Annotated in this window: 30 protein-coding genes; 8 read left to right on the top strand and 22 right to left on the bottom strand. The window is 75.5% G+C overall.

From position 1 onward, the window contains the following. Window positions 1-107: 107 nt before the first annotated feature. The 8 genes from ACI8AR_RS12400 to ACI8AR_RS12435 all read right to left on the bottom strand — a co-directional run bounded on the left by ACI8AR_RS12400 (window position 108) and on the right by ACI8AR_RS12435 (window position 8,395). Entirely contained in the window at window positions 108-1,415 is a 1,308-nt protein-coding gene (locus ACI8AR_RS12400) for an MFS transporter (protein WP_457051306.1), read from the bottom strand. Window positions 1,416-1,571: 156 nt separating this feature from the next. Continuing rightward, entirely contained in the window at window positions 1,572-3,236 is a 1,665-nt protein-coding gene (locus tag ACI8AR_RS12405; protein WP_457051307.1) for a catalase, read from the bottom strand. Next, a complete protein-coding gene (locus tag ACI8AR_RS12410) occupies window positions 3,233-3,733 on the bottom strand; it encodes a Fur family transcriptional regulator (protein ID WP_457051308.1) in 501 nt (166 codons plus the stop codon). Before ACI8AR_RS12410 ends, ACI8AR_RS12405 begins: the two co-directional genes overlap by 4 nt. Before the next feature lie 104 nt (window positions 3,734-3,837). Next, complete coding sequence (gene purU / locus ACI8AR_RS12415; RefSeq protein WP_456934944.1) at window positions 3,838-4,722, bottom strand: formyltetrahydrofolate deformylase; 885 nt, start codon at window positions 4,720-4,722, stop codon at window positions 3,838-3,840. A gap of 45 nt (window positions 4,723-4,767) precedes the next feature. Next, a complete protein-coding gene (gene ligD, locus ACI8AR_RS12420) occupies window positions 4,768-5,688 on the bottom strand; it encodes a non-homologous end-joining DNA ligase (protein ID WP_456927989.1) in 921 nt (306 codons plus the stop codon). A 10-nt stretch (window positions 5,689-5,698) separates the two neighbouring features. Further along, window positions 5,699-6,682: a non-homologous end-joining DNA ligase gene (gene ligD, locus ACI8AR_RS12425; protein WP_457051309.1), complete on the bottom strand. Its 984-nt coding sequence runs from the start codon at window positions 6,680-6,682 to the stop codon at window positions 5,699-5,701. Between the two features lie 9 nt (window positions 6,683-6,691). Beyond that, on the bottom strand, window positions 6,692-7,651 hold the full coding sequence (gene ku, locus ACI8AR_RS12430) for a non-homologous end joining protein Ku (RefSeq protein ID WP_456934946.1): 960 nt from the start codon (window positions 7,649-7,651) through the stop codon (window positions 6,692-6,694). A gap of 138 nt (window positions 7,652-7,789) precedes the next feature. Beyond that, window positions 7,790-8,395 (bottom strand): DUF1360 domain-containing protein, encoded by a 606-nt coding sequence (locus tag ACI8AR_RS12435; RefSeq protein ID WP_456934947.1) that lies wholly within the window; start codon window positions 8,393-8,395, stop codon window positions 7,790-7,792. Between the two features lie 156 nt (window positions 8,396-8,551). Between ACI8AR_RS12435 and ACI8AR_RS12440 the strand changes: the two genes are divergently transcribed. Then, window positions 8,552-9,091: a hypothetical protein gene (locus ACI8AR_RS12440; RefSeq protein ID WP_456934948.1), complete on the top strand. Its 540-nt coding sequence runs from the start codon at window positions 8,552-8,554 to the stop codon at window positions 9,089-9,091. Between the two features lie 263 nt (window positions 9,092-9,354). After that, window positions 9,355-9,753 carry an STAS domain-containing protein gene (locus tag ACI8AR_RS12445; protein WP_110907395.1) on the top strand — a complete coding sequence of 133 codons (399 nt, stop codon included), beginning with the start codon at window positions 9,355-9,357 and terminating at the stop codon, window positions 9,751-9,753. A 61-nt stretch (window positions 9,754-9,814) separates the two neighbouring features. Here the strand turns inward: ACI8AR_RS12445 and ACI8AR_RS12450 are convergent, their stop codons facing one another. Further along, window positions 9,815-10,825: a DNA topoisomerase IB gene (locus ACI8AR_RS12450; protein WP_456934949.1), complete on the bottom strand. Its 1,011-nt coding sequence runs from the start codon at window positions 10,823-10,825 to the stop codon at window positions 9,815-9,817. Window positions 10,826-10,879: 54 nt separating this feature from the next. Then, window positions 10,880-12,715: a SpoIIE family protein phosphatase gene (locus tag ACI8AR_RS12455; protein ID WP_457051310.1), complete on the bottom strand. Its 1,836-nt coding sequence runs from the start codon at window positions 12,713-12,715 to the stop codon at window positions 10,880-10,882. Window positions 12,716-12,964: 249 nt separating this feature from the next. On the opposite strand from ACI8AR_RS12455, the gene ACI8AR_RS12460 reads away from it, so the two are divergent. Together ACI8AR_RS12460 and ACI8AR_RS12465 are read left to right on the top strand one after the other, a co-directional pair. Continuing rightward, window positions 12,965-13,462: an ATP-binding protein gene (locus ACI8AR_RS12460; RefSeq protein ID WP_456927997.1), complete on the top strand. Its 498-nt coding sequence runs from the start codon at window positions 12,965-12,967 to the stop codon at window positions 13,460-13,462. Continuing rightward, window positions 13,459-14,457: an RNA polymerase sigma factor SigF gene (locus ACI8AR_RS12465; protein ID WP_457051311.1), complete on the top strand. Its 999-nt coding sequence runs from the start codon at window positions 13,459-13,461 to the stop codon at window positions 14,455-14,457. Before ACI8AR_RS12460 ends, ACI8AR_RS12465 begins: the two co-directional genes overlap by 4 nt. A 37-nt stretch (window positions 14,458-14,494) precedes the next feature. Here the strand turns inward: ACI8AR_RS12465 and ACI8AR_RS12470 are convergent, their stop codons facing one another. Continuing rightward, entirely contained in the window at window positions 14,495-15,691 is a 1,197-nt protein-coding gene (locus tag ACI8AR_RS12470; RefSeq protein WP_457051312.1) for an SPFH domain-containing protein, read from the bottom strand. 78 nt (window positions 15,692-15,769) lie between these two features. Further along, the gene (locus ACI8AR_RS12475) at window positions 15,770-16,210 is read right to left on the bottom strand and encodes an NfeD family protein (protein WP_457051313.1); all 441 of its coding nucleotides are present in this window, start codon (window positions 16,208-16,210) and stop codon (window positions 15,770-15,772) included. A 67-nt stretch (window positions 16,211-16,277) separates the two neighbouring features. Here ACI8AR_RS12475 and ACI8AR_RS12480 point away from each other — a divergent pair, with 67 nt between their 5' ends. Together ACI8AR_RS12480 and ACI8AR_RS12485 are read left to right on the top strand one after the other, a co-directional pair. Continuing rightward, window positions 16,278-17,018: a hypothetical protein gene (locus ACI8AR_RS12480; RefSeq protein ID WP_457051314.1), complete on the top strand. Its 741-nt coding sequence runs from the start codon at window positions 16,278-16,280 to the stop codon at window positions 17,016-17,018. A gap of 40 nt (window positions 17,019-17,058) precedes the next feature. Further along, window positions 17,059-17,706, top strand: coding sequence for a hemerythrin domain-containing protein (locus ACI8AR_RS12485; RefSeq protein ID WP_457051315.1), 648 nt, complete (start codon window positions 17,059-17,061; stop codon window positions 17,704-17,706). Here the strand turns inward: ACI8AR_RS12485 and ACI8AR_RS12490 are convergent. From ACI8AR_RS12490 to ACI8AR_RS12510, 5 genes are all read right to left on the bottom strand, one after another. Then, window positions 17,703-18,539 (bottom strand): class I SAM-dependent methyltransferase, encoded by an 837-nt coding sequence (locus ACI8AR_RS12490; RefSeq protein WP_457051316.1) that lies wholly within the window; start codon window positions 18,537-18,539, stop codon window positions 17,703-17,705. The genes ACI8AR_RS12485 and ACI8AR_RS12490 overlap by 4 nt on opposite strands. 69 nt (window positions 18,540-18,608) lie before the next feature. Next, the gene (locus tag ACI8AR_RS12495) at window positions 18,609-19,730 is read right to left on the bottom strand and encodes a ferrochelatase (protein WP_457051317.1); all 1,122 of its coding nucleotides are present in this window, start codon (window positions 19,728-19,730) and stop codon (window positions 18,609-18,611) included. Window positions 19,731-19,798: 68 nt separating this feature from the next. Continuing rightward, window positions 19,799-20,572 (bottom strand): enoyl-ACP reductase FabI, encoded by a 774-nt coding sequence (gene fabI / locus ACI8AR_RS12500; protein ID WP_457051318.1) that lies wholly within the window; start codon window positions 20,570-20,572, stop codon window positions 19,799-19,801. Further along, window positions 20,572-21,276, bottom strand: coding sequence for a 3-oxoacyl-ACP reductase FabG (gene fabG, locus ACI8AR_RS12505; RefSeq protein WP_456928008.1), 705 nt, complete (start codon window positions 21,274-21,276; stop codon window positions 20,572-20,574). The genes fabI and fabG overlap by 1 nt, the downstream gene beginning before the upstream one ends. A 60-nt stretch (window positions 21,277-21,336) precedes the next feature. Next, complete coding sequence (locus ACI8AR_RS12510; RefSeq protein WP_457051319.1) at window positions 21,337-22,317, bottom strand: patatin-like phospholipase family protein; 981 nt, start codon at window positions 22,315-22,317, stop codon at window positions 21,337-21,339. Between the two features lie 66 nt (window positions 22,318-22,383). Here ACI8AR_RS12510 and ACI8AR_RS12515 point away from each other — a divergent pair, with 66 nt between their 5' ends. After that, complete coding sequence (locus ACI8AR_RS12515; protein ID WP_456928010.1) at window positions 22,384-22,587, top strand: zinc-ribbon domain-containing protein; 204 nt, start codon at window positions 22,384-22,386, stop codon at window positions 22,585-22,587. A 35-nt stretch (window positions 22,588-22,622) separates the two neighbouring features. On the opposite strand, the gene ACI8AR_RS12520 is transcribed toward ACI8AR_RS12515, so the two are convergent. From ACI8AR_RS12520 to ACI8AR_RS12530, 3 genes are read right to left on the bottom strand one after another with little or no spacing between them, the layout of a single operon-like run. Further along, complete coding sequence (locus ACI8AR_RS12520) at window positions 22,623-23,894, bottom strand: cytochrome P450 (RefSeq protein WP_457051320.1); 1,272 nt, start codon at window positions 23,892-23,894, stop codon at window positions 22,623-22,625. Then, the gene (locus ACI8AR_RS12525; protein WP_456928012.1) at window positions 23,891-24,103 is read right to left on the bottom strand and encodes a ferredoxin; all 213 of its coding nucleotides are present in this window, start codon (window positions 24,101-24,103) and stop codon (window positions 23,891-23,893) included. The genes ACI8AR_RS12520 and ACI8AR_RS12525 overlap by 4 nt, the downstream gene beginning before the upstream one ends. After that, window positions 24,100-24,720 (bottom strand): TetR/AcrR family transcriptional regulator, encoded by a 621-nt coding sequence (locus tag ACI8AR_RS12530; protein ID WP_457051321.1) that lies wholly within the window; start codon window positions 24,718-24,720, stop codon window positions 24,100-24,102. The genes ACI8AR_RS12525 and ACI8AR_RS12530 overlap by 4 nt, the downstream gene beginning before the upstream one ends. Before the next feature lie 53 nt (window positions 24,721-24,773). Here ACI8AR_RS12530 and ACI8AR_RS12535 point away from each other — a divergent pair, with 53 nt between their 5' ends. Next, a complete protein-coding gene (locus tag ACI8AR_RS12535; protein ID WP_457051322.1) occupies window positions 24,774-25,085 on the top strand; it encodes an acyl-CoA thioesterase domain-containing protein in 312 nt (103 codons plus the stop codon). 207 nt (window positions 25,086-25,292) lie between these two features. Here ACI8AR_RS12535 and ACI8AR_RS12540 read toward each other — a convergent pair whose 3' ends face one another. Continuing rightward, a complete protein-coding gene (locus tag ACI8AR_RS12540) occupies window positions 25,293-25,805 on the bottom strand; it encodes a hypothetical protein (protein WP_457051361.1) in 513 nt (170 codons plus the stop codon). Further along, window positions 25,772-26,032, bottom strand: coding sequence for a hypothetical protein (locus ACI8AR_RS12545; RefSeq protein WP_457051362.1), 261 nt, complete (start codon window positions 26,030-26,032; stop codon window positions 25,772-25,774). Before ACI8AR_RS12545 ends, ACI8AR_RS12540 begins: the two co-directional genes overlap by 34 nt. Between the last annotated feature and the right edge of the window lie 34 nt (window positions 26,033-26,066).

A 26,066-nucleotide genomic window follows, 5' to 3' on the forward strand; every position in this document is an offset into this window, starting at 1 on the left:
CGGTCCGACGAGCGGGGCCCGGAGGGTCCCCGAGGAGGACTCGACCGCGGGGCTCCGCCCTCAGGGGGACGGCACCTGGCCGCGGTGCGGTCCGGAGGACTGCGGTGTCATCGCGCGGGGCGCCGGGTCCGGGTGACGCTCAGGGCCAGCGCGCCCAGGGCGCCGACGACGGCGAACACGTAGAAGCCCCACGGGAAGGCGATGCCCGCCGTCACCAGGGCCCCGGTGATCACCGGCCCGACGATGGCGCCCACCCGGCCGGCCCCCGCCGCCCAGCCCAGCGCGGTGGCGCGCACGGCCGGCGGGTGGTTGGCGCTGGTGAACGCGTACACGAGCACCTGCGCCGAGAAGACGAAGCAGCCGGTGAGGAAGCACATCAGGTAGAGACCCACGGTGGGCAGCTCGACCGACAGCAGCGCCAGGAACAGCGCGCCGGAGGCGAACCAGATCATCCCGGCGGTACGGGCGCCGATGCGGTCGGCGACCGTGCCGGCCACCAGCAGGCCGACGATCGCGCCGACGTTGAGCACCAGCAGGAACGCCAGCGAGCTGCCGAGGTCGTAGCCGGCCTCGCGCATGATCGTCGGCAGCCAGTTGTTCAGGCCGTAGACCAGCAGCAGCCCCATGAACGAGGTCACGCCGAGGGCCACGGTGTTGCGGGCGAACCCGCCGGTGAACAGCGCGCGGACGGTCGAGGTGGCACCGGCGGGCGCGCCGGCCGACGCCGGGCCCGCGGTGCTCTCCAGCTCCAGCCCGTACCGGCGGGCCACCTCCTCGGCCTCCGCCCGCCGGCCGGCGGCCTGCAGGAAGGACGCCGACTCCGGCAGCCGCGCGATCATCAGCGGGACGAGCACCAGGGCCGGGGCCGCGCCGATGACGAACATCCACCGCCAGCCCAGCGACGGGATGACCACGATGGCCAGCGCCGCGGTGGCCACGGCCCCGACGTGGTAGCCGGTCATGATCGTCGTGGTGGCCCGGCCGCTGCGCCCGGCGCGGGTGAACTCGTTGACCATGGCGATCGCCGTGGGCAGGCAGCCGCCGAGGCCCAGGCCCGCGAGGAAGCGCAGCACCCCGAAGACGACCTCGTTGGGGGCGAACGCGCACAGCAGGGTGAACAGCGAGAAGGACGCCACGGCGCCGATCAGCGCCTTGCGGCGGCCGACCAGGTCGGTGAGCGTGCCGATGGTCAGCGCGCCGATCATCATGCCGACCAGGCCGATGGTGATCACCGCGGTGGCACCGGTGCCGGTGAGGGCGAACTCCTCCGGCTGCGACAGCGTGGGGACGACGGTCCCGACGACGACCAGGTCGAAGCCGTCGAGCAGCACCGCGATCCAGCACAGCGGCGCGACCCACCCGGTGGCGCGGGCCGCGGCGCCGGGCGTCGTCGGGCGGACGGGGGTCGAGCTCATCGGGGTCCTCCACGGCGAGGGCGTCGGCGGTCGCCCGACGGTAGGAGTGACCCGCGTCGCGTCCCAATCGGCTCCCGCCCAGCGGAAGCACCCCGGCCCGACACGACAGCGGGCCGCGCCCGGGGATCCCGGACGCGGCCCGCTGCGCTGAGGTCGTCAGGCCTCGACGGTGACGTGCTCGTTGGGCACGCAGTGCGTCATCTGGTGGCCCGTGACGTCGCGCGGGCCGTTCTTGCCGAGGTTGGCGGCGCGCTGCAGCTCCTCCTCGGAGAGGGTCTGCGTCTGCAGCGGCTCCAGGCCGCGGACGTCGTCGGCGGTGATGCCCAGGCCGTCGCCGACCCGCTGGCCCCACTCGTCGTCGCACATGAAGAAGTGCCAGACCATCCGCTCCTGGATCTCGCGGCGGCACTGCGAGAGGGCGTCGACCAGGTTCTGCACCAGGTCGTCCTTCTCCCACTGCTCCGAGAGCTGGTAGCGCTCGCCGGCCTGCGCGTAGTCGTTCGTGCGCGGGATCCGCTTGCGGGTGAGCCGGCCGGTGATGACCGGGCCCTGCTCGTCGTGCGTCGGGTACTGCGCCTCGCGCAGGCCGCCGAGGATCGACGGCTCGTAGTTCACGTGCGGGTTGGTGCCCTCGGCCCGGTCCACGCCGTAGGCCATCTGGCCGTCGCGCTGGTTGGTGGCCACCCGCGCCTTCGACGCGTTCACCGGCAGCTGCAGGTAGTTCGGGCCCACCCGGTAGCGCTGGGTGTCGGAGTAGGAGAACGTCCGGCCGACGAGCATCTTGTCGTCGGAGAAGTCCAGGCCGTCGACCAGCACACCGGTGCCGAACGCGATCTGCTCGTTCTCGGTGAAGTTGTCCACCGGCATCCGGTCGAGCGTCATCGTCCCGACCTTGCGGACCGGGAACAGCTCCTCGGGCCAGACCTTGGTGTCGTCGAGCGGGTCGAAGTCCAGCTCCGGGTGCTCGTCGTCGCTCATGATCTGGACGTAGAGGTCCCACGACGGGAAGTCGCCGGCGGCGATGGCGTCGTGCAGGTCCTTGGTGTGGGTGCCGAGGCTCTTGGCCTGCGCGGCCGAGGCGTCCGCGGCGGTCCAGGACTTGACGCCCTGCTTCGGGTACCAGTGGTACTTGACCAGGACCGTCTCGCCCTGGTCGTTGACCCACTTGTAGGTGTTCACGCCGAAGCCCTGCATGTGCCGGTAGCTGGCCGGCGTGCCCCGCGGGCTGAAGACCAGCGAGATCATGTGCATGGCCTCGGGGGTCTGGCTGAAGAAGTCGAACGCCCGCTCGGCGACGTTCGCCTCGAAGGTGACCGGGTCCGGCTTCTGCGAGTGGATGAAGTCGGGGAACTTGATGGCGTCCCGGATGAAGAAGACACCGAGGTTGTTGCCGACGAGGTCCCAGTTGCCCTCCTCGGTGTAGAACTTCACGGCGAACCCGCGCGGGTCACGCGCGGACTCCGAGGAGTCGCGGCCACCGGCCACGGTGGAGAACCGCAGCGCGACGTCGGTGCGCTTGCCCTTCTCCTGGAACAGCTTGGCGCGGGTGTACCGGCTGATCGGCTCGTCGCCGACGGTGCCGTCGGCCTCGAAGTAGCCGAACGCGGTGATGCCGCGCGCGTGCACGACGCGCTCGGGGATCCGCTCCCGGTCGAAGTGGCTGATCTTCTCGAGGAACTGGTAGTTCTCCAGCGTCGCCGGGCCGCGCGCGCCCACCGTCCGCTGGTTCTGGTTGTCGTAGACCGGGTGGCCCTGACGGTTGGTCAGGACCGGGCGGTCGGCCTCGCTCGGGGCCGGGCCCTGCGATGCGACGTCGGTCATGCTCCTGCCTCTCCTCGGGTGTGGTGCTGTCCGGCCGCGGAACGGACCCGGACGGACGGGCCGGGGCCGCCGGCCGGGTGGCCGGCGCCCTGGCAGACGGGGCACAGGCCCCAGAACACGACCTCGGCCTCGTCGACGACGAAGCCGGCCGCGTCCGACGGGACCAGGCACGGCGCCGCGCCCACGGTGCAGTCGACGTCGGCGACCGCGCCGCACGAGCGGCAGACCAGGTGGTGGTGGTTGTCCCCCACGCGGACCTCGTACAGCGCGGGCGCGCCGGCGGGCTCGACCCGGCGGGCCAGCCCGACGGCGACCAGCGCCTTGAGGACGCCGTACACCGCCTGCGGCGAGAGCGTGGGGTGTGCCTGGCGGGCCACCGTGACCAGCGTGTCCGCGTCGGCGTGCGGATGGGCGGCGAGGGCGTCGAGGACCGCGAGCCGGGGCCGGGTGACCCGCAGCCCGGCGTCGCGCAGCCGCGGCGCCCACGTCGTCTCCATCGGGGCCCACCCAACCCGCTTTTCTTTAGTCAGTCAAATCAACACACGTGCCGGGTGGAGCTCCCGCCGGTCCACCGGTACCCGGGTGGCCAGGAACACACGCCTCAGGCGAAGACGATGGTGCGGTCGCCCTCGACGACGACGCGCTCCTCCACGTGCCAGGTCACCGCCTGCGCGAGCACCTGGCGCTCGACGTACCGGCCGATGCGGCGCATGTCCTCGACGGTGGCGCGGTGGTCCACGCGCGCCACCTCCTGCTCGATGATCGGGCCGGCGTCGAGCTCGGGGGTGACGTAGTGCGCCGTCGCGCCGATCAGCTTCACGCCGCGGTCGTGCGCCGCCTGGTAGGGGTTCGCCCCGACGAAGGCCGGCAGGAAGCTGTGGTGGATGTTGATCAGCCGCTCGGGGAAGCGGCTGCAGAAGTCCGCCGAGACGATCTGCATGTAGCGGGCGAGCACCACCAGGTCGACCTCGCCGACCAGCTCCAGCGCCCGCGCCTCGGCCTCGGCCTTGGTCGCCGGCGTCACCGGCACGTGGTGGAAGGGCACCCCGGCGGCCGCGGCCACCGGCTCGAGATCGGGGTGGTTGGAGACGACGGCGGTGATGTCGGCGCGCAGGTCACCGGCGCGGACCCGGTAGAGCAGCTCCTGCAGCACGTGGTCGGTCTTCGACACGAACACCGCCAGCCGCGGCCGGCGCGCGGCCTCGGACAGCCGCCAGGTCAGCTGCCACTGCGCGGCGAGCAGCTCCAGCGCGCCCTCGAGCTGCCTCCGGCGCGCGGCCAGCCCGGGCAGCACGAACTCCAGCCGCAGGGTGAACACCCCGCCGGTCGGGTCCGAGGAGTGCTGCTGGGACTCGGTGATGTTCGCGCCGACGTCGGCCAGCAGCCGGGACAGCACCGCGACGATGCCCGGGCGGTCGGGACAGCGGACCACCAGCCGCCCGACGTCGGCGGTGGCGGGGTCGTGCGCGATCGGGGCGGCGGACACGCCCGGCATGGTGGCAGAAATGGCCATTTGCGCCGCTCACCGGGGTCAGACGGCGGGCAGCCGGGCGCGGGTGCGGGCGGCGACGTCGAACAGGTCGCCGTACTCCTCCACCCGGGCGAGCACCTCCTCGGTGCGGAAGCGCAGCTCGGCGGGGTCGGCGCCGTCCCGGACGGCGTCCACCTCGTCCCACCCGATCGGCGTGGACACCGGGGCGTCGGGGCGGGCGCGCAGCGAGTACGGGGCGACCGTCGTCTTGGCCGGGTTGTTCTGGCTCCAGTCGACGAGCACCTTGCCCGGCCGCAGCACCTTCTCCATCCGCCAGACGACGCGGTCGGGCGTCTCGGCGGTGAGCTCCTGCGCGAGCGCCTTGGCGTAGCGGCTGGGGTGCTCGCGGTCGGTCACCCGGATCGGCGCGTAGACCTGCATGCCCTTGGACCCCGACGTCTTCACCACCGGGTCCAGGCCGTCGGCGACGAGCTTGACGCGGAGCCGCTCGGCCAGGTCGCAGCACTCGGCGATGCCGGCCTGCGGGCCCGGGTCGAGGTCGAGCACGAGGAGGTCCGGCAGCGCCGGCTGCAGCCTGCTGCCCACCTGCCACTGCGGCACGTGCAGCTCCAGCGCGGCGAGGTTGGCCGCCCAGGCGAGGTCGGCGACGGTCTCGAGGACCACCATCTCCAGCACCTCGCGGTCCTTGGAGCTGCCGGGGCTCGGGACGGTCACCTTCCGCACCCAGTCCGGGGCGTGCCGGGCGCTGTTCTTCTCGAAGAACGCCTGCCCCTCGACGCCGTCGGGCCAGCGGGTGAAGGTGACCGGCCGGCCGGACAGGTGCGGCAGCAGCACCGGCGCGATCCGCACGTAGTAGTCGATGACCGCGGCCTTGGTGAACGAGACCTCGGGGAAGAGCACCTTGTCGAGGTTGGACACCGACAGCTGCCGGCCCTCCACCCGCACCCGCTGGCGGTCCATCAGGCTCCCCTCAGGGGGACCACTCCACGACGACGTCGTCCACGTCGAGGTCCTCGCGCAGTCCCCGCCACGCAGGGTGGCGCATCCGGCCGTCCGCGGTCCACGCGGCGAAGGCCACCTCGCCGACCAGCTCCGGCTCGGCCCAGCGCGCGTCGCGGGCCACGTCGCGCGGGACGGCGCCGGCGAAGGGCGCGCTGCGGCGCGGGGTGAGCAGGCCGCCGAGCTCGCGCAGCACCGCGTCGGTGAAGCCGGTGCCGACGTGCCCGGCGTAGACCAGGCGGCCGTCGTCGTCGTGCACGCCGACCAGCAGCGACCCCACTCCCCCGGCCCGCCTCCCCTTGCCCGGCCGCCACCCGCCGACGACCACGCTCTGCATCCGGACGTGCTTGACCTTGCGCCACTCCGGCGAGCGCGCGCCCGGCCGGTACGGCGAGTCCAGCCGCTTGGCGACCACGCCCTCCAGCCCGTTGTCCCGGCTGGCCGCGTGCACGTCGGCGCCGCCGCCGCGGAACCAGGGGGTGGCCGCCCAGCGGTGCCCCTGCGGGGCGAGCGCGTCCAGGCGCTCCCGGCGCTGCGCGTAGGGCAGGTCGAGCAGGCTGCGGCCGCGGGCGGTCAGCAGGTCGAAGACCAGGTAGGTGACCGGCGCCGCGGCCGCGAGGCGGGCGACCTCCGGGCCGCCGGTGCGGTGCATGCGGTTCTGCAGCAGGCCGAAGTCCGGCCGGCCCAGCCGGTCGAGGGCCACGACCTCGCCGTCCAGGACGGCGTCGACGCCGGCCAGGGCGTCCGGCAGGCGGCTGAGTTCGGGATAACGGTCGGTCAGGAGGGTGCCGCTGCGCGCCCAGAGATCCACCCGGCCGTCGCGGACCGCCGCGAGCGCCCGTACACCGTCCCACTTGAACTCGTAGCCCCACGCGGCGTCGTCGGCCGGCAGCGCGCCGGCGACGGCGAGCATCGGCGTCGGCACCGGCGGCCCGGGCAGGGCGGGACGGACCATCCGGGTGGGTCAGGCGCTGCGGCGGGACGTGCGCTTGGCCGGCTCCTTCTTGGCCGCCGTGACCTTGCGCGCGCGGGTGGTGCGGGCCGGCGCCTCCTCGGCCGCCTCCTTCGCGGGCGCCTTCTTCGCCGCGGTCTTCTTGGCGGGCCTGCGCGCCGGCGCCGTCTCCGCGGGCGCCTCGTCCTCGTCGGCGGCGCCGCCGCGGGCGCGCTCGACGCTGCGCCGCAGCGCGCTCATCAGGTCGACGACGGCCGCGCCGGGGTCGGCGGTCTCGGGCACCGGTTGCACGTCGCCGCCGGTCTGCTTCGCCTCGAGCAGCGCGGTCATCGCCTCGCGGTAGTCGTCGGTGAACTCGCCCGGGTCGAAGTCGCCGCTCATCGAGGTGATCAGCGCCTCGGCCATCTGCAGCTCCTGCGGCCGGACCGAGACGTCCTCGTCGAGGAAGCCGAAGTCGGGACGGCGGATCTCGTCGGGCCAGCGCATGGTGTGCAGCACCAGGACGCCGTCGCGGACCCGCATCGCCGCCAGCGACTCCCGCTGCCGCAGCGCGATCTTGGTGATCGCGACCCGGCCGGTGTTCTCCAGCGCGTCGCGCAGCAGCACGTAGGGGCGGGTGGCCGGGCCGTCGGGCTCCAGGTAGTAGGTCTTCTCGAACTGGATCGGGTCGATCTCCGCCTGGTCGACGAACTGCAGGACCTCGATCTCCCGCCGGGTCGCCAGCGGCAGCTCGGCGAGGTCGTCGTCGGTCAGGACCACCAGCTGGCCGTCGGGCAGCTCGTAGCCCTTGGCGATGTCGCCGTACTCGACCTCCTCGCCGTCGATCGAGCAGATCCGCTTGTACTTGACCCGCCCGCCGTCGACGGCGTGCACCTGGTGGAAGCGGACGTCCCTGTCCTCGGTCGCGGTGTAGAGCTTCACCCCGATGCTGACCAGGCCGAACGAGACCGCGCCGCGCCAGATCGAGCGCATGTCACTCCCCTTCCCGGGCTCCGCGACCGTCGGGCGGCGCGGCCCGCAGGATAGGTGCGGGCCGGCGCCCCGGCAGTGCGGTCGCTGGTGATCTCCTCCGCCCGGGGGAAGCGGGCGCTCCTCTCGCTCCTGTTGTGCTCAGTCCTCTTCTGCGTGCCGGCCGGACGTGTCGTCCTGACCGCCATCGTCCTCCGGGCCGCCGCCGGTGACACTGCTCTGCAGCGCGTCGTAGGCGAACTGGAGGACGTCGGAGCCGGCCACCATCGTCATGGTCAGCGCGGCCAGCCGGGTGGCCCGCGGCGCGGCGACGTAGGAGAAGACGAACGCGGTGCCCACCCACTGCGCCAGGCAGAACGGACAGGTGACCAGCTCGCCGACGGCGTGCTTCCAGCCGTGCTCCACCCGCAGGTCCTCGGCGAGCTCCGCCTCGCCCGACGCGCCCTGGAACCGGGCGAACGGCGCGCGCAGCGGGCTGGTGACCGGGTCCTTGGCGATCCGCCGGGCCAGCCGGAACGTGCCGATGGTGAGCAGCACGGCGTCGCCGAGCGGGATCCGGCTGGGCAGCTCCCGGCCGGAGGCGCGGACCACCGCCACGCCGGCGGTCACCGCGGCGCTGTACACGCTCATCGCGCCGAGGAACCCGCCGAGGGGCCGGCCCTCGTCGCCGGCGTAGCCGCGCGCCTGCTCGTTCGCCCAGCGGCGCACCGGTTGCCCGATGCGCGCCACCTCGTCGGGGATCGCCATGCGGCTCCCGCTACCCCCGCGGCCGGTGCGCCATGCCGCCGGCCCGGCCGGTCGCGTCACGTCCCGCCGCCGCATGGCTTCCCGGGAGGCGGGTAGGCGGGAGGGTAGTCCGCCGCCGGGGGCACCGTCCGGCGGCCCGAGAGAGAGGAACGCCCGATGACCCAGCCGGAGCCGAACGACAGCGGGGCGGTCCACTCCGCGCAGAACGACGCCGAGTTCCCCGACGACGAGCGGGGTCTGACCGGGACGCGCGACGACGTCCGCGGCGACACCGGAGCCACCGGTCCCGAGGGACAGACCGCTCGTGACGTGTTCCCCGAGGACAACGGCGTCCCCGACGTCTCGCAGGACGACTTCCCGACCATGCAGCGGTCCGAGGACCCGCAGTTCGCCCCCGAGCCGGGCGACCGGGAGAGCCACGCGACCGTCGGGTTCGGGACGACGGCCCTCGAGCAGCAGGAGGGGAAGTCGCTGTCCGGCCGCCTGGAGGAGGAGATCGCCGACGACGTCCCCGACGTGCGCCCCGCCGAGGACCCGAGCCGTGGCATCGGGCAGCTCGAGCAGGACTACGACACCACCCCGGACACGGACTCCGGCACCAACCGCACCGCCGACGACGTCGAGGCGGCGCTCGATCCGGTGGTCGGCGGGGAGGGGCCCGAGGAGGCGGCGGTGCACGTCGTCGAGAACACCTGACACCACTCTCCAGAGCCGTTCCGTCACCGGCCCGGGTGAGCGCCGCCACGCGCTCGCCCGGGCTGGTTGGCGTGCGGCGACCGGGTTGTCTACGTTGTAAATGCGGTTGAGCAGGCAGCCGCGCACGCCGGCCGGCCGACCGCCTCCGACGTGTCCACTGCAAACGCCGGTCCGTCCGGGGGCGACGACACCTCCGCGGCATCCGGCGGTAGATTGACCGGTGGCCGCACCACTCGGCGTGGCCACTGAGAGGAGCTGTGTCCGTGACCGCATCCGACCTGCCCGCCGGGGGGCAGCACGACGTGTCCACCGAGGGCACGGAGGCACCCTTCGACGACGTGATCACGCTCTCCACCTCCACCGGTGAGGACGGCGCGGTCACGGTGACGGTCGTCGGCGAGGTCGACACCTTCACCGCCCCGGTGCTGCGCTCCTCGCTGGACACCCAGCTCGAGCAGCAGCCCCGCGAGCTGGTCATCGACCTGTCGGGGGTCCAGTTCCTGGGTTCCGCCGGTCTGGCCGTGCTGGTCGAGACCCAGAAGTCGGCGAAGTCCCGGGACGTCGAGCTGCGCCTGGTCGCCACCACCCGGGCGGTCACCCGCCCGCTGGAGGTCACCGGCCTGATCGACCTGTTCACCATCGTGGACAGCAGCGCCCGCTGACCCTCCGCACCACCCGCGACGAGGCCCCGCTCCGGCGGGGCCTCGTCGGCTTCCGGGGCAGCTACGCCGTCAGCAGCCGGCACACCGCCTGCTCGAGCACCTTCTGCGCCTCGCGGTCGTCGTCGGCGCGGGCCAGGTCGCCCAGCGCGTCGGCCACCGTCTCCCCGTTCTCGTACCGGTCGACCACCCGCGGGTCGACGTAGCTGGCCTTGCACACCGCCGGGGTGTTGCCGAGCCGCTCGGAGACCCGCACGTAGGCCTCGCGGATCGTCCGGTTCCGCGCCGTCCGGCTCGTCGGCGGCGGCTGCTCGGCCAGGGCGGCGGCCATCATCACCGTGGCGTTCCAGGTGCGGAAGTCCTTGGCGGTGATCTCCGCGCCGCTGACCTCCTTGAGGTAGGCGTTGATCTCGTCGCTGGTCACGTCGTGCCAGGTGCCGTCGTCGAGCCGGTAGGCCAGCAGCTCCTCGCCGGCGTCGTCGGGCCGCTCGAGCAGGTTCCGGACGACGGTCGCCGTCGGCCGGTCGGTGATCTCCACCTCCCGCTCGATGCCGCCCTTCGCGGTGTACCGGAAGAACGTCCGCTCCCCGCGCACGGTCACGTGCTCGCGGCGCAGCGTGGCCAGGCCGTAGGTGCCGTTCTCCTCCGCGTACTCCTCGCTGCCGATGCGGAAGGTCCCGAGGTCCAGCAGCCGCAGCGCGCAGGCGAGCACCCGCTCCCGGTTGGGCCCGCGGGTGCGCAGCGCCTCGGCCACCCGGTCGCGGACCTCGGGCAGCTCGGAGGCGATGGCCAGTACCCGCTCGTGCTTCTCCGCGTCCCGCCGGGCCCGCCAGGCGTCGTGGTAGCGGTACTGGCGGCGGCCGGCCGCGTCGAGCCCGGTGGCCTGGATGTGCCCGTTGGGCCACGGGCAGATCCACACGTCCTTCCAGGCCGGCGGGATCGCGATCGACCGGATCCGGTCCAGCCGCTCCGGGTCCCGGATCGGCTGGCCGTGCTCGTCGCGGTAGGAGAAGCCGCGACCGGCCCGGCGGCGGGTCCAGCCGCGGCCGTGCACGTCGCTGCGCCGGAGTCTCACGCGCTGTGGATGCGCACCACGCCGGTCCCGTAAACGGACCGTCCCCGGCCGGGGTCAGCGCAGCTCGACCAGCCGCTGCAGTCCGCTCACCTCGAGGATGTGCCGGGTGACGCCGCCGTCGGGCGCGTGCACCACCAGCCGCCACCCCTCGGCCTCGGCGATCGCGGCGACGGCGAGCACCACCCGCACCGCCGCGCTGCTGAACAGCGTGACCGCGGTGAGGTCCAGCTCCACCCGGACGGTGCCGCCGTGGCTGGCCTCGAGCAGCCGGATGCGCAGCTGCTCGGCGCTGACCAGGTCGACGTCGCCGGCGGCGCGCACCACCGGGTCGGCGCCCTCCCGGTCGACGACGACGGTCGCGCCGCTGCCGCCCACCGGGTGCTCGGGCTGCTCGTCGGGCGTCTGCCGCAGCCGCGTGCGCAGGGTGACCGTGGTGCCGTGCTCGCCGCGCACGACCATCCCGTCGACCAGCTGGCGCATGATCAGCAGCCCGCGGCCGCGGTCGCCGGGGTCGCGGTCCGGCGGGCGCCAGGTGCCCTCGTCGTGCACGGTCACGGTGAGCACGCCGTCGACGTCGACCGCGGCGGCGACCTGCATCGGGCCGGGCTCGGCGTCCCGGTAGGCGTGCTCGGCCGCGTTGGCGCAGGCCTCCCCCACCGCGACCATGACGCCCACCCGGTCCTGCTCGCCCATGCCCAGCGCGGTGAGCCACGCGCTCAGCCGCCGGCGCACGGCGGGCAGCGACGCGGGCACCGCCAGCAGGTCCAGCCGCAGTGCCTCCACCGACCGCGCGCGGCGGTGCGCCACGAGCACGGCGACGTCGTCGGGGCGGCCGCCGCCGGTGAGCATCCCGGCGGCGATGGTGGCGGCCAGCCCGGCGGCCGCGTCGCCGTCGAGGGCCTCGGGGTCGGCCAGCGCGGCCCGGGCGACCGCGGTGAGCCGGTCCAGGCCCGCGGCGGGCGGTGGGCCGGCGGCGGCCACCGCGCCGTCGGAGTAGAGGACCAGGGTGGCGCCCCGCTCCAGCCGGGCGGAGGCCACCGGGGTGGCCGCGCCACGCACTGTGCCCAGCGGCGGCCGCGCGTCGACCGGCAGGCGGGTCGTGCGCCCGTCGGCCTCCACCAGCAGCGGCGGCGGGTGCCCCGCGGCGGCGTAGGTCAGCGCGCCGGTGGCCGCGTCCAGGACGGCGTAGAACACCGAGGCGCCCTGGACGTCGTCCATCTGGACGGCGAAGTCGTCGAGGGCGGCGAGCACCGCGGCGGGGGCGGGGTCGCGCAGCGCGCTGGAGCGCATCGCCCCGCGCAGCCGGCTCATCGCGGCGGCGGCCGGCACCCCGGAGCCGACGGCGTCGCCGATGACCAGCGCCAGCCGGCCGTGGCCCAGGGACACGGCGTCGTACCAGTCGCCGCCGGCGGCGCGGTCGGAGCTGGCCGGGTGGTAGCTGCCCGACAGCCGCACGTCGGGCAGCAGCGGCAGGGACGGCGGCAGCAGCGAGTGCTGCGCCTGCCCCACGACGTCCCCCGGTGCCGGGCCCTCCTCGCCGCTCTCGAGGACGAGGACCGCCCCGGGCTCGGCGCCGGCGGCCAGGGGCTGCACGGCCACCGTGACCTCCGGGCCGTCGCCGGCCAGGACGCCGGAGAGCGTGACCGGCCGGCCGGTGCGCAGGACGTCGGCGACGACGTCGGCCACCGCCTGGTCGCCGACGACGGGCAGGTCGTGCGGGGTGGGTCCCAGCGTGCGGGCGCGGGCGTTGGCCCACAGCGTCCGCGGGCCGGGCCCGGCGACGAACCACAGGGCCGACGGCGCGTCCTCCAGCGCGGCCACCAGCGCGGCCGGGCCCTCGTCCTCGGCGGGACGGGGCCCCGGCGGCAGACTGCCCTGGCTGGCGTTCATCCGGGGACCAACAGACCACAGGGCCGGTGCCCCGGCAACCGCGCGCGACCCCGTCGGCACACGGTGTTTGCCGACGCGCCGGTTGCGGGTAGTCCATCCCGCTGGGACACGGCCCGGTCGCCTCCCGCTCCCGCCCCGCACGCACCGCGGACCCACGAGCGGGGCAGGATGGGACCGGGCGCCGCGGCCCCGGACACCTGCGGAGCAGACCGGCCGCGGCCGGACGTACTGATGAGGAGCGGACCACGCATGGCGGACTCGAGGGGTGCCCTCGCCCAGGACGGGCGGCGCGCGGAACGACTGGAGCTGCGCGTGCCGACCACGCCGACCCAGCTGCCCGCGGTGCGGGCGATGGCCGGTGACCTGGCCATCCGCATGGACTACGACCTGGACTCGGTCGAGGACCTGCGGTTGGCGGTGGACGAGGCCTGCGCCACGCTCGCGGCGATCGCGCTCGGCGACGCGCCCCTGACGGTGGTCTTCGAGACCACCCGGGCCGGGCTGCACATCGACGCGTGGGTGCCCACCGCCGAGGGGACCGACGTCCCCCGCGACGGCTTCGGCTGGGCGGTGCTGCAGACGCTGGCGGACAACGTCGAGGGCCGGCCGGCCTCCCAGCGGGAGGTGCCGGCCGGCGACGGCGGTGAGGGCGCGGTGGCGGTCATCTCCATGGACAAGTACCTGCCCGGGCAGCGGCCGGCGCAGCTGGTCGGCTCCGCGGGCAGCGACGACTCGGTGGCCCCGTGACGCCGGCGACCGCCGGTCCCCGGGCCTACGTCGAGGAGGACGCCCTGGACGACGATCCGCCGGTGAACGCCCCGGACCCGGCCGACCGGGCCGAGGACGTCGAGGCCGAGGACACCGACAGCGAGGACACCGAGGACACCGAGGACACCGAGGACACCGACAGCGAGGACGACGCCGGGCCCGGCGCCGCCCGGACCGCCGGTGCCCGCGAGGGCGACAGCGCGCCGGTCTCGGACAACCGGCGGCGCGCCGAGCGGACCGCGCCGCTGTTCGCCGAGCTGGCCACGCTGGAGAAGGCCGACCCGCGGCGCGAGCGGCTGCGCGAGATCCTGGTCGAGGAGCACCTGCCCCTCGTCCGCCACTTCGCCCGCCGGTTCAGCAACCGCGGCGAGCCGTTCGACGACCTGCTGCAGGTCGGCACGCTCGGCCTGATCGCCGCGATCGACCGGTTCGACCCGACCCGCGGGGTGGAGTTCCTCTCCTTCGCCGTCCCCACCATCACCGGGGAGATCAAGCGGCACTTCCGCGACCAGGGCTGGTCGGTACGGGTGCCGCGGCGGCTGCAGGAGCTCCACCTGTCGCTGAACTCCGCCGTCGGCGAGCTGGCGCAGAAGAACGGCCGTGCCCCGACGCCGTCGGAGCTGGCCGAGCACCTGGGCATCCCGCGCGAGGAGGTCCTCGAGGGCCTGGCGGTGGCCAACGCCTACCGCAGCAGCTCGCTCGACGAGCGGCTCTCCGGCGAGGACGACTCTCCCACGCTCGCGGCCACCCTCGGCGAGGAGGACGCGGCGCTGGAGGGCGTGGAGTACCGCGAGTCGCTGCAGCCGCTGCTGGCCACCATCCCCGCCCGGGAGCGCCGCATCCTCATCCTGCGGTTCTTCGGGAACATGACCCAGTCGCAGATCGCCGCCGACATCGGCATCTCCCAGATGCACGTGTCCCGGCTGCTGAGCCAGACCCTGGCCAAGCTCCGCGAGGGCCTGCTCAAGGACTGAGCGAGGCCCCGCGGGGCGGCCGTCCCGGTCGCCCGGGTCAGCCTCGCGGCCGCCCGGCGTCGGGGGTCCCGCCGTGGGTGGCCTCCTCCTCCGCCGCCCGCGCCAGCGACGTCGTGGGCGGCAGCTCGGGGGCCGGCAGCGCCGGTCCGGCGTCGGCGATGCTGCGCAGCTCGATCTTCGCCTCCGGCTGCTCGGCGGCCGGCGGCAGCTGCGACTCGAACCAGCCGCTGGTGTCCAGCCCGCCACCGGCGGGGGCCCCGTCGGCCGGCGGCGGGACGTCGAGGAACGACCGGCCGTCGCCGTCGGCGCCGCCGAGCTTCGCCAGGCCCTCCAGCGCGCGGCTGAACTCGCTGGGGACGATCCACATCTTGTTCGCGTCGCCCTGCGCGATCCGCGGCAGCGTCTGCAGGTACTGGTAGGCCAGCACGCCCTGGTCGGGCCGGCCCTCGTGGATCGCCCGGAACACCGTCTCGATCGACTTGGCCTGCCCCTGCGCCTGCAGGTACAGCGCCGCCCGCTCGCCCTCGGCCCGCAGGATCCGGCTCTGCCGCTCCGCCTCCGCCTCGAGGATCGCGGACTGCTTCTTCCCCTCGGCCGACAGGATCGCGGCGGCCTTCTGCCCCTCGGCGGTGGTGATCGCCGACTGCCGGGCGCCCTCGGCCTGCAGGATGATCGCCCGCTTGTCGCGGTCGGCGCGCAGCTGCTTCTCCATGGAGTCGCGGATCGACGGCGGCGGGTCGATCGCCTTGATCTCCACCCGCGCCACCCGCAGCCCCCACGGGCCGGTGGTGCCGTCGAGCACCTCGCGCAGCTGGCTGTTGATGCCGTCGCGGCCGGTCAGGGACTGCTCGAGGTTCAGCCCGCCGACGACGTTGCGCAGCGTCGTCGTGGTCAGCTGCTCCATGCCGGTGATGTAGTTGGCGATGCCGTACACCGCCAGCCGGGGGTCGGTGACCTGGAAGTAGACGACGGTGTCGATGCCGACCTGCAGGTTGTCGGCGGTGATCACCGGCTGGGGCGGGAACGAGACGACCTGCTCCCGCAGGTCGACCGTGGCGCGCACCCGGTCGACGAACGGCACGAGCAGCGACAGGCCCGGGGAGAGCGTGCGGCTGTAACGGCCGAGCCGCTCCACCACCTTGGCCTGGGCCTGCGGGACGATCGTCACGCTCTTCGCGACGACGAGCACCACCAGCAGGGCGACGACGATCAGTGCGATCAGGGCAGGGGTCACGGCGGCGCTCCTCGGATCGGGTCCCGCTGTGATCATCCCCCGGGTGGCACCCGGGGTCACCGCCCCGGCGCGCGGGGCTCAGAGCTCGAGCGCCTCACCGACCACGGCGGTCGCCCCGTCGACCTGCAGGATCCGCACCGTGGCGCCGACGGGGAAGGTGCCGTCGCCGTAGTCGGTGCGGGCGGTCCACTCGTCGGCGCCCAGCCGGATGCGGCCACCGGAACGGCCGACCTCGCGGGTCACCGTGGCGGTGCGGCCGACGAGGGCCTGCACGCCGTCGACGTGCCGGGGCGTCCGGCTCTCCAGGTGCGCCTTCGCCGCGGGCCGCACGCTCGCCAGCAGGAACACCGAGACGGCGATGAACGCCACGATCTGGAAGGCGAGCGACCCGCCCGCCAGCGCCACCACGGCCCCGCCCAGCGCGCCGCCGGCGAACATCAGCAGGACCAGGTCGAGGCTGGCCACCTCGCCCGCGACGAACAGGCCCGAGGCGACCAGCCAGAGCACCCACGCAGCCACGTCCCCAGTCTCCCAGACCACCGGCCGTCTCCGGGCCCCCGGATCGCGGCCGACGTAGCCTCGCTGGGTGCTCCACGACCTCCCCGCCGGCCGGTTCGCCGTCTGGGCGACCGCGTGGCTGTCCGGCCGCGCCTCCTACGACGACGCGCTCGACGCGCTGACCGACGACCGCGCCCACCGGGTCACCGGCCTGCCCGGCACCTCCGGCGCCGTCCCCCTCGGCTGGGCGCTGACCGCGCTGCGCGGCCTGGGCGAGCGCCGGCTGCGGCTGGTGCTGCCGGTGCCCGGCGACGTCCGGGGGGTGCCGTCCGCGCCGGGCCTGGCCGCGCTGGCGCTGGAGGCGGGGCAGGTGACGGTCGGCGACGCCGTCGCGCTGGTGCCGGAGGACCTCGGCCCGGAGGTCACCGCGTGGACGGCGGTCGACCTGACCGGCGTCCCGCCCGCACCCCCGCCGGTCGAGGGCTCGCTGCGCGCGGTCTCGGGGGCGCTGGACCTCGCCGTCGGCGACGCCGCCCGCACCCTCGCCGCCCTGGACCTGGCCCGCTGGAACCCCGAGGTCCCGGCGCTGCTGGCCGGCCTGGGCAGCGCCAGCGCCCCGGAGCTGCCGCCGGACACCGACCCGCTGGCCTCCTCGGTGCTCGCCCGGGCGCAGCGGCTGGCGCGGGTGCTGGACCTGGCGCTCACCGACGCCCCCGGCGGCGCGGTCACCCACGGCCAGGCCGCTGCCCGCGACGAGGCGCTGCGCCCGCTGGCCACCGCCGTCCGCGAGGCGACCGTCGCCGCCTACAACGCGGTCCCGCGCCCGTAGCGGCTCTCCGGGTCGGCCGCCGCCGCTACGGTCCGCCGCCATGACGGTGCCGACCATGAACGGCCTGATCCACAACGCCGTGCGCCGCGACCTCGCCCGGCTGGCCGCCGCCCTGGACCCCTGGCGCGACGGTGACCGGGAGCGGGCGCGGCAGCTCGAGCGGGCGTACGCCAACCTCCGCCGCGAGCTCACCCACCACCACGAGGGCGAGGACGCCCACGTCTGGCCGTTCCTCGAGGGCACCGGCGTCGGCCGGGACCTGCTCGCGGAGATGGAGACCGAGCACGCGGCGATGGCGGCGGCGCTCGCGGACACCGGGGACGCGCTGGCCGCGCTGGCCCGCACCGGGTCCGCCGCCGACGCCGGCGCCGCCCGCGCCGCCGTCGCCCGCACCCGCGAGGTGGTGGTCGGCCACCTCGACCACGAGGAGGCCGCGCTCGAGCCGCTGCTGCGCGAGCACGAGGGCACCGCCGAGTGGCGGGCGGTCACCGGGAGGCTGCGGCACACCTCCCCCGGCGACGCGGGCTCGTTCTTCGCCTGGCTCACCGACGGCATCAGCGACGGCGACCGGGCGGCCCTGCGCGGCACGGTCCCGGCGCCGGTCACCGCGGTGCTGTCCCGGGTGTTCGGCCGCCGCTACACCCGGCGGATCGCGCCCGTCTGGCGCCGGGCCCCGGTCCGGCGCTAGGCGCGGCGGGCGGTGACCAGCCAGGCCGCGGAGCCGAGCTCGACGCCGCCGGGCCCGGCGTGGGCCTCCAGCCGGCGCCGCAGGTCGGCCACCGCGCGGTCCCGGGCGGCCGGGTCCAGCCCGTCGAGCAGCCAGCCGGCGAGGCCGAGCACGAAGGTCAGCGCCTCGTCGGCGTCGGCACCCCACCACTCCGGCTCGGCCAGACCCTCGACCTCCACCTGACGGTGACCCGCCGCGGTGAGCACCGCGCGGATCCGCGCCGGGTCGGCGAGGGAGAACGGGCCCGGCGCGCCCGGCGGCGGGGACGGCAGCGGCCGGCCGGCGGCCAGCGCCCCCGTGATCTCGGTGATCCACTCGTTGGCCTCGGCCGCCTGCCACACGAGCAGGACCAGCCGGCCGCCGGGCACGAGCGCCCGGCCGACGTTGGCCAGCGCGGCCACCGGGTCGGCGAAGAACATCGCGCCGGTCCGGCTGATCGCCACGTCGAACGCGGCCGGCGGGAAGGCCGCCACCTGGGCGTCGGCCTGCTCGAACCGGGCGCCGGTCAGCCCCTCGTCGGCGGCGCGGCGACGGGCGACCTCGAGCATCGCCGAGGACAGGTCCACCCCGAGCGCGGACCCGGTGCGGCGCGCGGCCTCCCGCGTCGTCCGGCCGGTGCCGCAGCCGACGTCGAGGACCCGGTCCCCCGGCCGCAGGTCGGCCGCGGCGAGGAAGGCGGCGTCGTAGCGGGCGACCGACCGGTCGAAGCGGTCGGCCTGCGCGGCCCAGTACGCGCCCTGCGCGCCGTCCCACGCGTTCAGCTGCGCGGCGTTGGCGGGAGCGACCTCGACCACGGCGCACCGTCCTCGTCCGGCCCCCGATGGCCGACCGGTCTACTCGCGGGGCCCGCCCGGGTCAACGGGTCAGGACGGGCGCGCCGCCGGGCGCTGGACGAAACAGCACGCCGCGGGGCAGTTCGTGCCCAGCCGCGGCTCGCCGCCCGCGCGCCGCTCCTCGAGCAGCTCGCGGACCATCGCGACGAACGCCGGGTGGGTGCCCGCCGTCGCGGCCCGGACGAACGCCAGCCCGAGCTCCCCGGCGGTCTCCTCGGCCTCGTTGTCGAGGTCCCAGATCACCTCGAGGTGGTCGCTGACGAACCCGATCGGGAACAGCACGACCGCCGTCTCGCCGTTCTCGTGCAGCGCGCGCAGGTGGTCGTTGACGTCGGGCTCCAGCCACGGCACCGACGGCGGGCCGCTGCGGGACTGCCAGACCAGGTCGAAGTCCCGCCCCGGCTCGACGGCGTCGACGACGGCGCGCGCGGCGGCCAGGAGCTCGGCCTCGTAGGCGTGCCCGTCGGGGCCGGCGGCGTCGGCCATCGCGTCGGGGATCGAGTGCGCCGTCGCCACCAGGCGCGCGGTGGCCCGGTGCTCCCCGGGCAGCCGCGCGAGTGCGGCGGCGAGGGCGTCGGCGTTGGCCCGCACGAAGCCGGGGGTGTCGTGGTAGTGCGGCAGCTTCTCCGCCGTCGGGCCGCCGCCGGTCGCGATCCGGGCCCGTGCCACGTCCTCGTGGTACTGCCGGCAGCCGGAGTAGGAGGCGTAGGCGGAGGTGGCCAGCACGTAGACGTGCTCGATCCCGTCGTCGGTCATCTGCTGCCAGACGTCCTCGACGTAGGGGTCCCAGTTGCGGTTGCCCCAGTAGACCGGCAGGTCGACGCCGTTGGCCGCGAGGTCCTCGCGGATCGCGGCGACCAGCGCCTCGTTCTGCTCGTTGATCGGGCTGACCCCGCCGAAGTGGTGGTAGTGCTCGGCGACGTCGAGCAGCCGCTCGCGCGGGACGCCCCGGCCGCGGGTGACGTTCTCCAGGAACGGCATCACGTCGTCGTGGCCGCGGGGGCCGCCGAAGGACAGGACCAGCAGCGCCTCGCGGCGGCCGGCCGGGGCGGGCGCCGCCGCGGGCGGCGTCCCCCCGTTGTTGCGGACGGCCAGGGAGGGGTCCTCGTCGGGACGCTGGCCGGGGTTGATGTCGACGGTGGCGCGGGGCACGGACGTCCTTCGGTGCTGCGGGGTGGATCGGATGCGGTCGGACGCCGACGGCGTGGCTCTGTGACCGTTCACACGCCCACGGCGTGGAACCCGCCGTCGACGTGCACGATCTCGCCGGTGGTGGCGGGGAACCAGTCCGACAGCAGGGCGACGACGGCCTTGCCGGCGGGCTCGGTGTCGGTGACCGACCAGCCCAGCGGGGCGCGGCCCTCCCACGCCTCCTCGAACTGGGCGCTGCCGGGGATGGACTTCATGGCCATGCTGCGCAGCGGGCCGGCGGCGACGATGTTGGACCGCACGCCGTCGGGGCCGAGCTCGCGGGCGACGTAGCGGCTGACCGACTCCAGGGCCGCCTTGGCCGCGCCCATCCAGCCGTAGACCGGCCAGGCGACGGAGGCGTCGAAGGTGAGCCCGACGACCGAGGACGGGTTCGCCAGCAGCGGCCGGCAGGCCTGGACGAGCGAGGCGTAGGACCACGACGACACCTGGAACGCGGTCGCGGCGTGCTCCCAGGCGACCTCGGGGAAGCCCTCCCCCATCGCCTCCTGCGGCGCGAAGCCGATGGAGTGGACGACGCCGTCCAGGGTGTCGAGGCCGGCCTCCCGCAGCCGGTCGGCGAGCGAGGCCAGGTGCTCGGTGTCGGTCACGTCGAGCTCGACGACCGGCGCCTCCTGCGGCAGCCGCTTGGCGATCCGCTGGCACAGCGACAGCGCGCGCCCGAAGTTGGACAGCACGACCGTGGCGCCCTGCTCCTGCGCGATCCGCGCGGTGGCGAAGGCGATCGACGCCTCGGTCAGCACGCCGGTGACGAGGACCTTCTTGCCCTCGAGAATGCCGCTCATCAGTGCCCCATCCCCAGTCCGCCGTCGACCGGGACGACCGCCCCGGTGACGTATCCGGCCGCGTCGCTCGCGAGGAAGCGGACGACGGCGGCGATCTCGTCGGCCTCGGCGTACCGGCCCAGCGGCACCTGCCCGAGGATCTCCTGCTGCCGCTTCTCGGGCAGCTCCGCGGTCATGTCGGTGCGCACGAACCCGGGCGCGACGACGTTCGCGGTCACGTTGCGGCTGCCGAGCTCGCGGGCGATCGAGCGGGCCAGGCCCACCAGGCCCGCCTTGCTCGCCGCGTAGTTGGTCTGGCCGGCCGAGCCGAGCAGCCCGACGACGGAGCTGACGAACACCATGCGGCCGAACCGGGCGCGCACCATCTTCGCCGAGGCGCGCTTGGCCACCCGGTAGGCGGCGGTGAGGTTGGCGTCGAGGACGTCGGTGAAGTCGTCCTCCTTCATCCGCATGAGCAGCCCGTCGCGGGTGATGCCGGCGTTGCTCACCAGCACCTCGACCGGCCCCTGCTGCTCCTCGACCTCGGTGAACGCCCGGTCGACGGCCGCGGCGTCGGTGACGTCGCACTGCACGCCGAACAGCCCGTCGGGGGCGCCGCTGCCGCGGTGGGTGACCGCCACGGAGTCGCCCTGCTCGGCGAAGGAGCGGGCGATCGCCAGCCCGATCCCCCGGTTGCCGCCGGTCACCAGCACCGACCTGCCCACGCTCGACCCCCTGGCCACCGGCGACGTTGTCAGGTGCCGAACCTAGTCGCTGGGCGCAGGTCACACCGGGTCGCGGTCGGAGGCCTCCCGCAGCACGGCGGCCACCTCGGGCGTCGCGGCGTGCGCGCCGGCCTGGAAGAACGACTGCTGCAGCACCTCGTCGACGCGCTCGCCGGACATGAAGTCCGCGCCCATGACCTCCTGCTCGGCCGCGCCGGGGGTGAACACGACGGTCCGGATGCCGGCCGCGCGCAGGGCCCGCACCTCCCGGTCCAGCTGCCGCTGGGAGTACCGGCGCATGGCGGCGGTGAAGTCCTGGCGCCAGCCCGGCGACCCGCTCATCGGCGCCAGCACGACGACGACGTCCACCCCGGCGCGGCGCAGCACCGCGGCGTTGGTCGCGGAGTGCACCCCGCCGTCGACGTAGGCGTGCCGGCCGATCTGCACGGGGGCGAAGTAGCCGGGCACCGCGCAGGACGCGCCGACCGCCAGGTGCACCGGCGCCGGCGGCGCCCCGGGCCGGCCGAAGACGACGCGGCGCCCGTCCCGCCGGCGCACGGCGGTGATCCACAGGTCGCGCTCGGGCCAGGTCGGCCCCTCGACCTCCCTCAGGGCGCCCAGCTGGGACACGATGTCGTGCCGGCCCGCCGCGAGCAGCGTCATGCCGGCGGTCAGCGGGCGGAACCGCCACGGGCGGGCCAGGGCGCGGGCGACCAGGTGCGGCCCGGGCACGCGCATCGGCCGGCGGAGCACGTCGAGCGGGCGGAAGGGCGCGAGCTCGGGGACGGGGGTCGCGGCGATGGTCCGCAGCACGTCGTCGTCGCCGGACAGCGGCGCCTTGACCGTCCACGCGGCGAGGTCCTCCGGCGAGACGCCGGCCCGCAGCAGGGTGCCGGTGATCGACCCCGCGGAGGTCCCGACGACGACGTCCGCGGTGCGCGCGTCGAAGCCGACGTCGTGCTGCAGCACCGCCAGCACGCCCGCGTGGTAGGCCTGCCCCACCACGCCGCCGCCACCCAGCACCAGACCGACCCGGACCATCCCTCCACGGTCCCACGGCCCGGCCGGCGCGGCTCCCGCACCCCGGGACCGACCTAGGCTGGCCGGGTGTTCCTCCTCTTCGGGTTCGGCACGCGGCAGAAGGACCTCGGCCCGGGGGCGGTGCGCACCTGCCCGCGGTGCGGCAACACCACCCGGTGGGCGCGGGTGCGGCAGTTCCGCCAGCTGAGCGTGTTCTTCGTGCCGGTCGCCCGGTGGGGACGCCGGCGGCTCGAGGTGTGCGGCGTCTGCGGCACCGCCGTCGAGGTCTGAGCCGCGACGGCGGTGCCGGGGGCCGGACGCCGGCCTCAGCCGATGCGGAGCGGCAGCGCGCGGGGGCCGCGGATCTGGCCGGTCGACCACCGCACCCCGGCCGGGTCGGCGAGGGAGAACTCGGGCACCCGGTCGAGCCACACGTCGAGCGCCACCCGCATCTCCATCCGCGCCAGGTGCGACCCGACGCAGCGGTGGATGCCCAGGCCGAAGGCGGCGTGCCGGTTGACCTGCCGGTCGATGACCACCTCGTCGGCCCGCTCGAACCGGGCGGGGTCGCGGTTGGCGGCCGGGAAGGACAGCAGCACCCAGTCCTCGGCCCTCATCTCGACGCCGCGCCAGGTCAGGTCCTCCTTGACCAGCCGCGCCATGGTGACCGGGGCGTAGGCGCGGAGGAACTCCTCGACGGCGGTGGGCCGCAGCCCCGGCTCGGCGACCAGCCGGCGCCGGTCGTCGGGGTGCCCGGCGAGGTGCCACAGCGAGGCGCCGATCGCGCTCCAGGTGGTGTCGATGCCGGCGATGAGCAGCAGTGCCATCGTCCCGGCGACGTGCGCGGGCTCGAGCCGGCGGCCGTACAGCTCGGCCTCGAGCAGGTAGGTGGTGAGGTCCTCGCGCGGGTGCTCGAGGTGGTCCTGGATCTGCGCGAGCAGGTACTCGAACAGGTGGCTGCTGCGGGCGAGGCGCTCCTCGGGCGGCAGGTCGATGCCCTCGAGCGCGTTCTCGACGAACTGCCGGAACCGCGGGCCGTCCTCGGGCGGGAAGCCGAGCATGTCGGCGATGACCCGCACCGGGATGTGCTGGGCGTAGTCGGCGGCGGCGTCGACGACGTCCCGGCCCTCCAGCGCGTCGACCAGCGAGTGGCAGAACGCCCGCGTGCTCTCCTCCTGCCGACCGACCGCGCTCTGGGTGAACGCCGGCAGCAGCAGCTTGCGCGCGTCGTGGTGGAACGGCGGGTCCGAGGAGATCGGCGGGGTGCCGCCGACCGGGGCCAGCGCCCGCGGCGGCCGGAAGTTGCCCGCGATGATCGCGCGGGAGGAGAAGTGCTCGGTGTCGTAGGCGACGGCGGCGACGTCCTCGTAGCGGGTGGGCAGCCACGCCCCGCCGAACCGCTCGGTGTGCGCGATCGGGCAGCGCTGCCGCAGGTCGTCCCAGATGCCGATGGCGCCCTGCGCCCACTCCTCCTCGGTGTGCGAGAAGTCGGTGGCCCAGTCCTCGACCGGGCCGCTGCGCACCTCGCTGAACGTGCCGAGGGCCGGGTCCGAGCGCAGGGTGCTGGCGTCGGCGAAGGAGCGGTCGTCGACGGTCACCGCGCCGGCTCCTGCTCGAGCACGAGCACGGCGGCCTCGGGGCAGTTGTCGGCGGCGAGCTGCGCGTCGTCCTCCAGCCCGGCCGGCACCTCCCCGCCGGGGACGAGGAGGGTGGAGTAGCCCTCGTCGTCGGCACCGAACAGGTCGGGCGCGAGGTCGTAGCAGCGGCCGTGCCCCTGGCACAGCGACGGGTCGATCGAGATCCTCACGGGTGGCTCTCCGTTCCTCGGGCGGGCGGTTCCTGCGGTGCGAGTCCGGCGACGAGTCGGGCGAGCAGCGCCGTCCACTCCCCGTCGTCGACCGGGTCCACGTCGGGGCCGACCAGCGCGGTGCCGACGGCCAGCGACAGGCACAGGTGGGCGACCGCGCGCGGGGACAGCGCGGGGTCGATCTCGCCGTCGTCCTGGCCGCGGCGGACCAGGCCGGCCAGCCACGCGGCGCGCTCCTGCACGTAGTCGCGCACCGGGCCGGCGGCGTCGACGTCGCGGCGGGCGGCGACCAGCGCCTCGACCAGCAGGTCGCCGTCGGGGTCCCGGCGGCGGGGCAGCGTGCGGCCGCTGGCCAGCAGCAGGTCGGCGACCGAGCGGCCGGGGTCGGCGGCGACGAGGTCGGCGAGCAGCCGCCGGCCGTGCACGTGCAGCGCGTCGACGAGCAGCGCCGCCTTGGAGCCGAAGTAGGCGTAGAGGGCGCCGTTGCTCAGCCCGGCCGCGTCGGCGACCTCGGACACGCGCGTGCCCTCGTAGCCCCGCCGGGCGAAGACGTCGGCGGCCGCGCGCAGCAGCCGCTCGCGCGTGCCCGCCGCGGTGGCGCCCGGAGTGCGACCCACGTCACGAATCGAACAGTGGTTCAATTCGCGCCGTCAAGGGGTCGGGAGGCGACGTGACCGGTGGGCCGGCCGAGCTGCTCGACCTGCGGCCGGACGGTCCGGACGGCTTCGCGGCCGGTCCGCGGCGCGCCTCCCCCGAGCGGGCCTTCGGCGGGGCGGTCGTCGCCCAGGCGCTGGTCGCCGCCGGGCGGACCGTGCCGGAGGACCGGGCGGTCCACTCGCTGCACGCGTACTTCCTGCGCGCCGGGGAGGCCGCCGGGCCCACCGTTCTTCCGAGGCCCGTGGCGCCGGCCGGCCGGGGTCGCGCTCCCCGTGCTGCCCGGGTCGTCGCCGACGCCGCGTCGCCGGTGGCCCCCGGGCGCTGAGGGGCCGGCGTCGTGGCGTCCCGGTGGGAGCGGCTGTGGGCGCGCTGGCTGGTGCGCCGGCTGGAGGCGGCGAACCGGCGGGCCGCGTGCCCGCACGACGGGCTCTCCCTGCTCTGCTCGACCTGCCTGCCATCGCCTCGGCCGGGTTCCTGCTGCCGGCCGCCCCGCCCGTGCCGTCCGGCGGGCCGCGGGATCGGGGCTGAGCGGTCAGTCCCCGTCGTCGGCGAGGACCCGCCCGGCCACGTGCTCGCCGATCGCCAGCGAGGAGGTGGCCGCCGGCGAGGGCGCGTTGCGGACGGTGACGACCGGGCCGAGCCGGTGGACCCGGAAGTCGTCGACCAGGCTGCCGTCCCGGTCGACGGCCTGGGCGCGGACGCCGGCGGGAGTGCGCACCACGTCGTCGTCGGTCAGCGCGGGCACGAACTCCCGCGCCGCGGCGAGGAACACCCGGCGCGCCAGCGACCCGCGGAACTCGGCCACGCCCATCCGCCAGTGCTGCCGGGCCAGCGGGCGCATGCCGGGCCGGCTGAGCGTCCGCAGCAGCTCGGCGGGCCGGACGTCGCGGCGCCGGTACCCCTCGCGGGCGAGGGCCAGCACGGCGTTGGGCCCGACGTCGACCCCGCCGCCGACCCGGCGGGTGACGTGCACACCGAGGAACGGGTAGCGGGGGTCGGGCACCGGGTGGATCAGCCCTCGGACCAGGTGCTCGCGCTCGGGCACCAGCCGGTGGTACTCGCCGCGGAACGGCACGATCGCCGGCCCCGCGTCGTCACCGGCAGCCGGGAGACCGTGTCGCTCTGCAGCCCGGCGCAGACCACGAGCCGGTCGACGGCGAGCGCCTCGCGGCCGGAGGACACCACCACGCCCCCGCCGTCCTGCGGCAGCACCGCGGTGACCTCGAAGCCGAGCCGCACGTCGTGGCCCTCGTCCCGCAGGTCGCCGGCCATGGCCGTGCTCGCCGCAGAAGTCGCGCAGCAGGCC

It is taken from the genome of Geodermatophilus sp. SYSU D01036 (assembly GCF_054050435.1).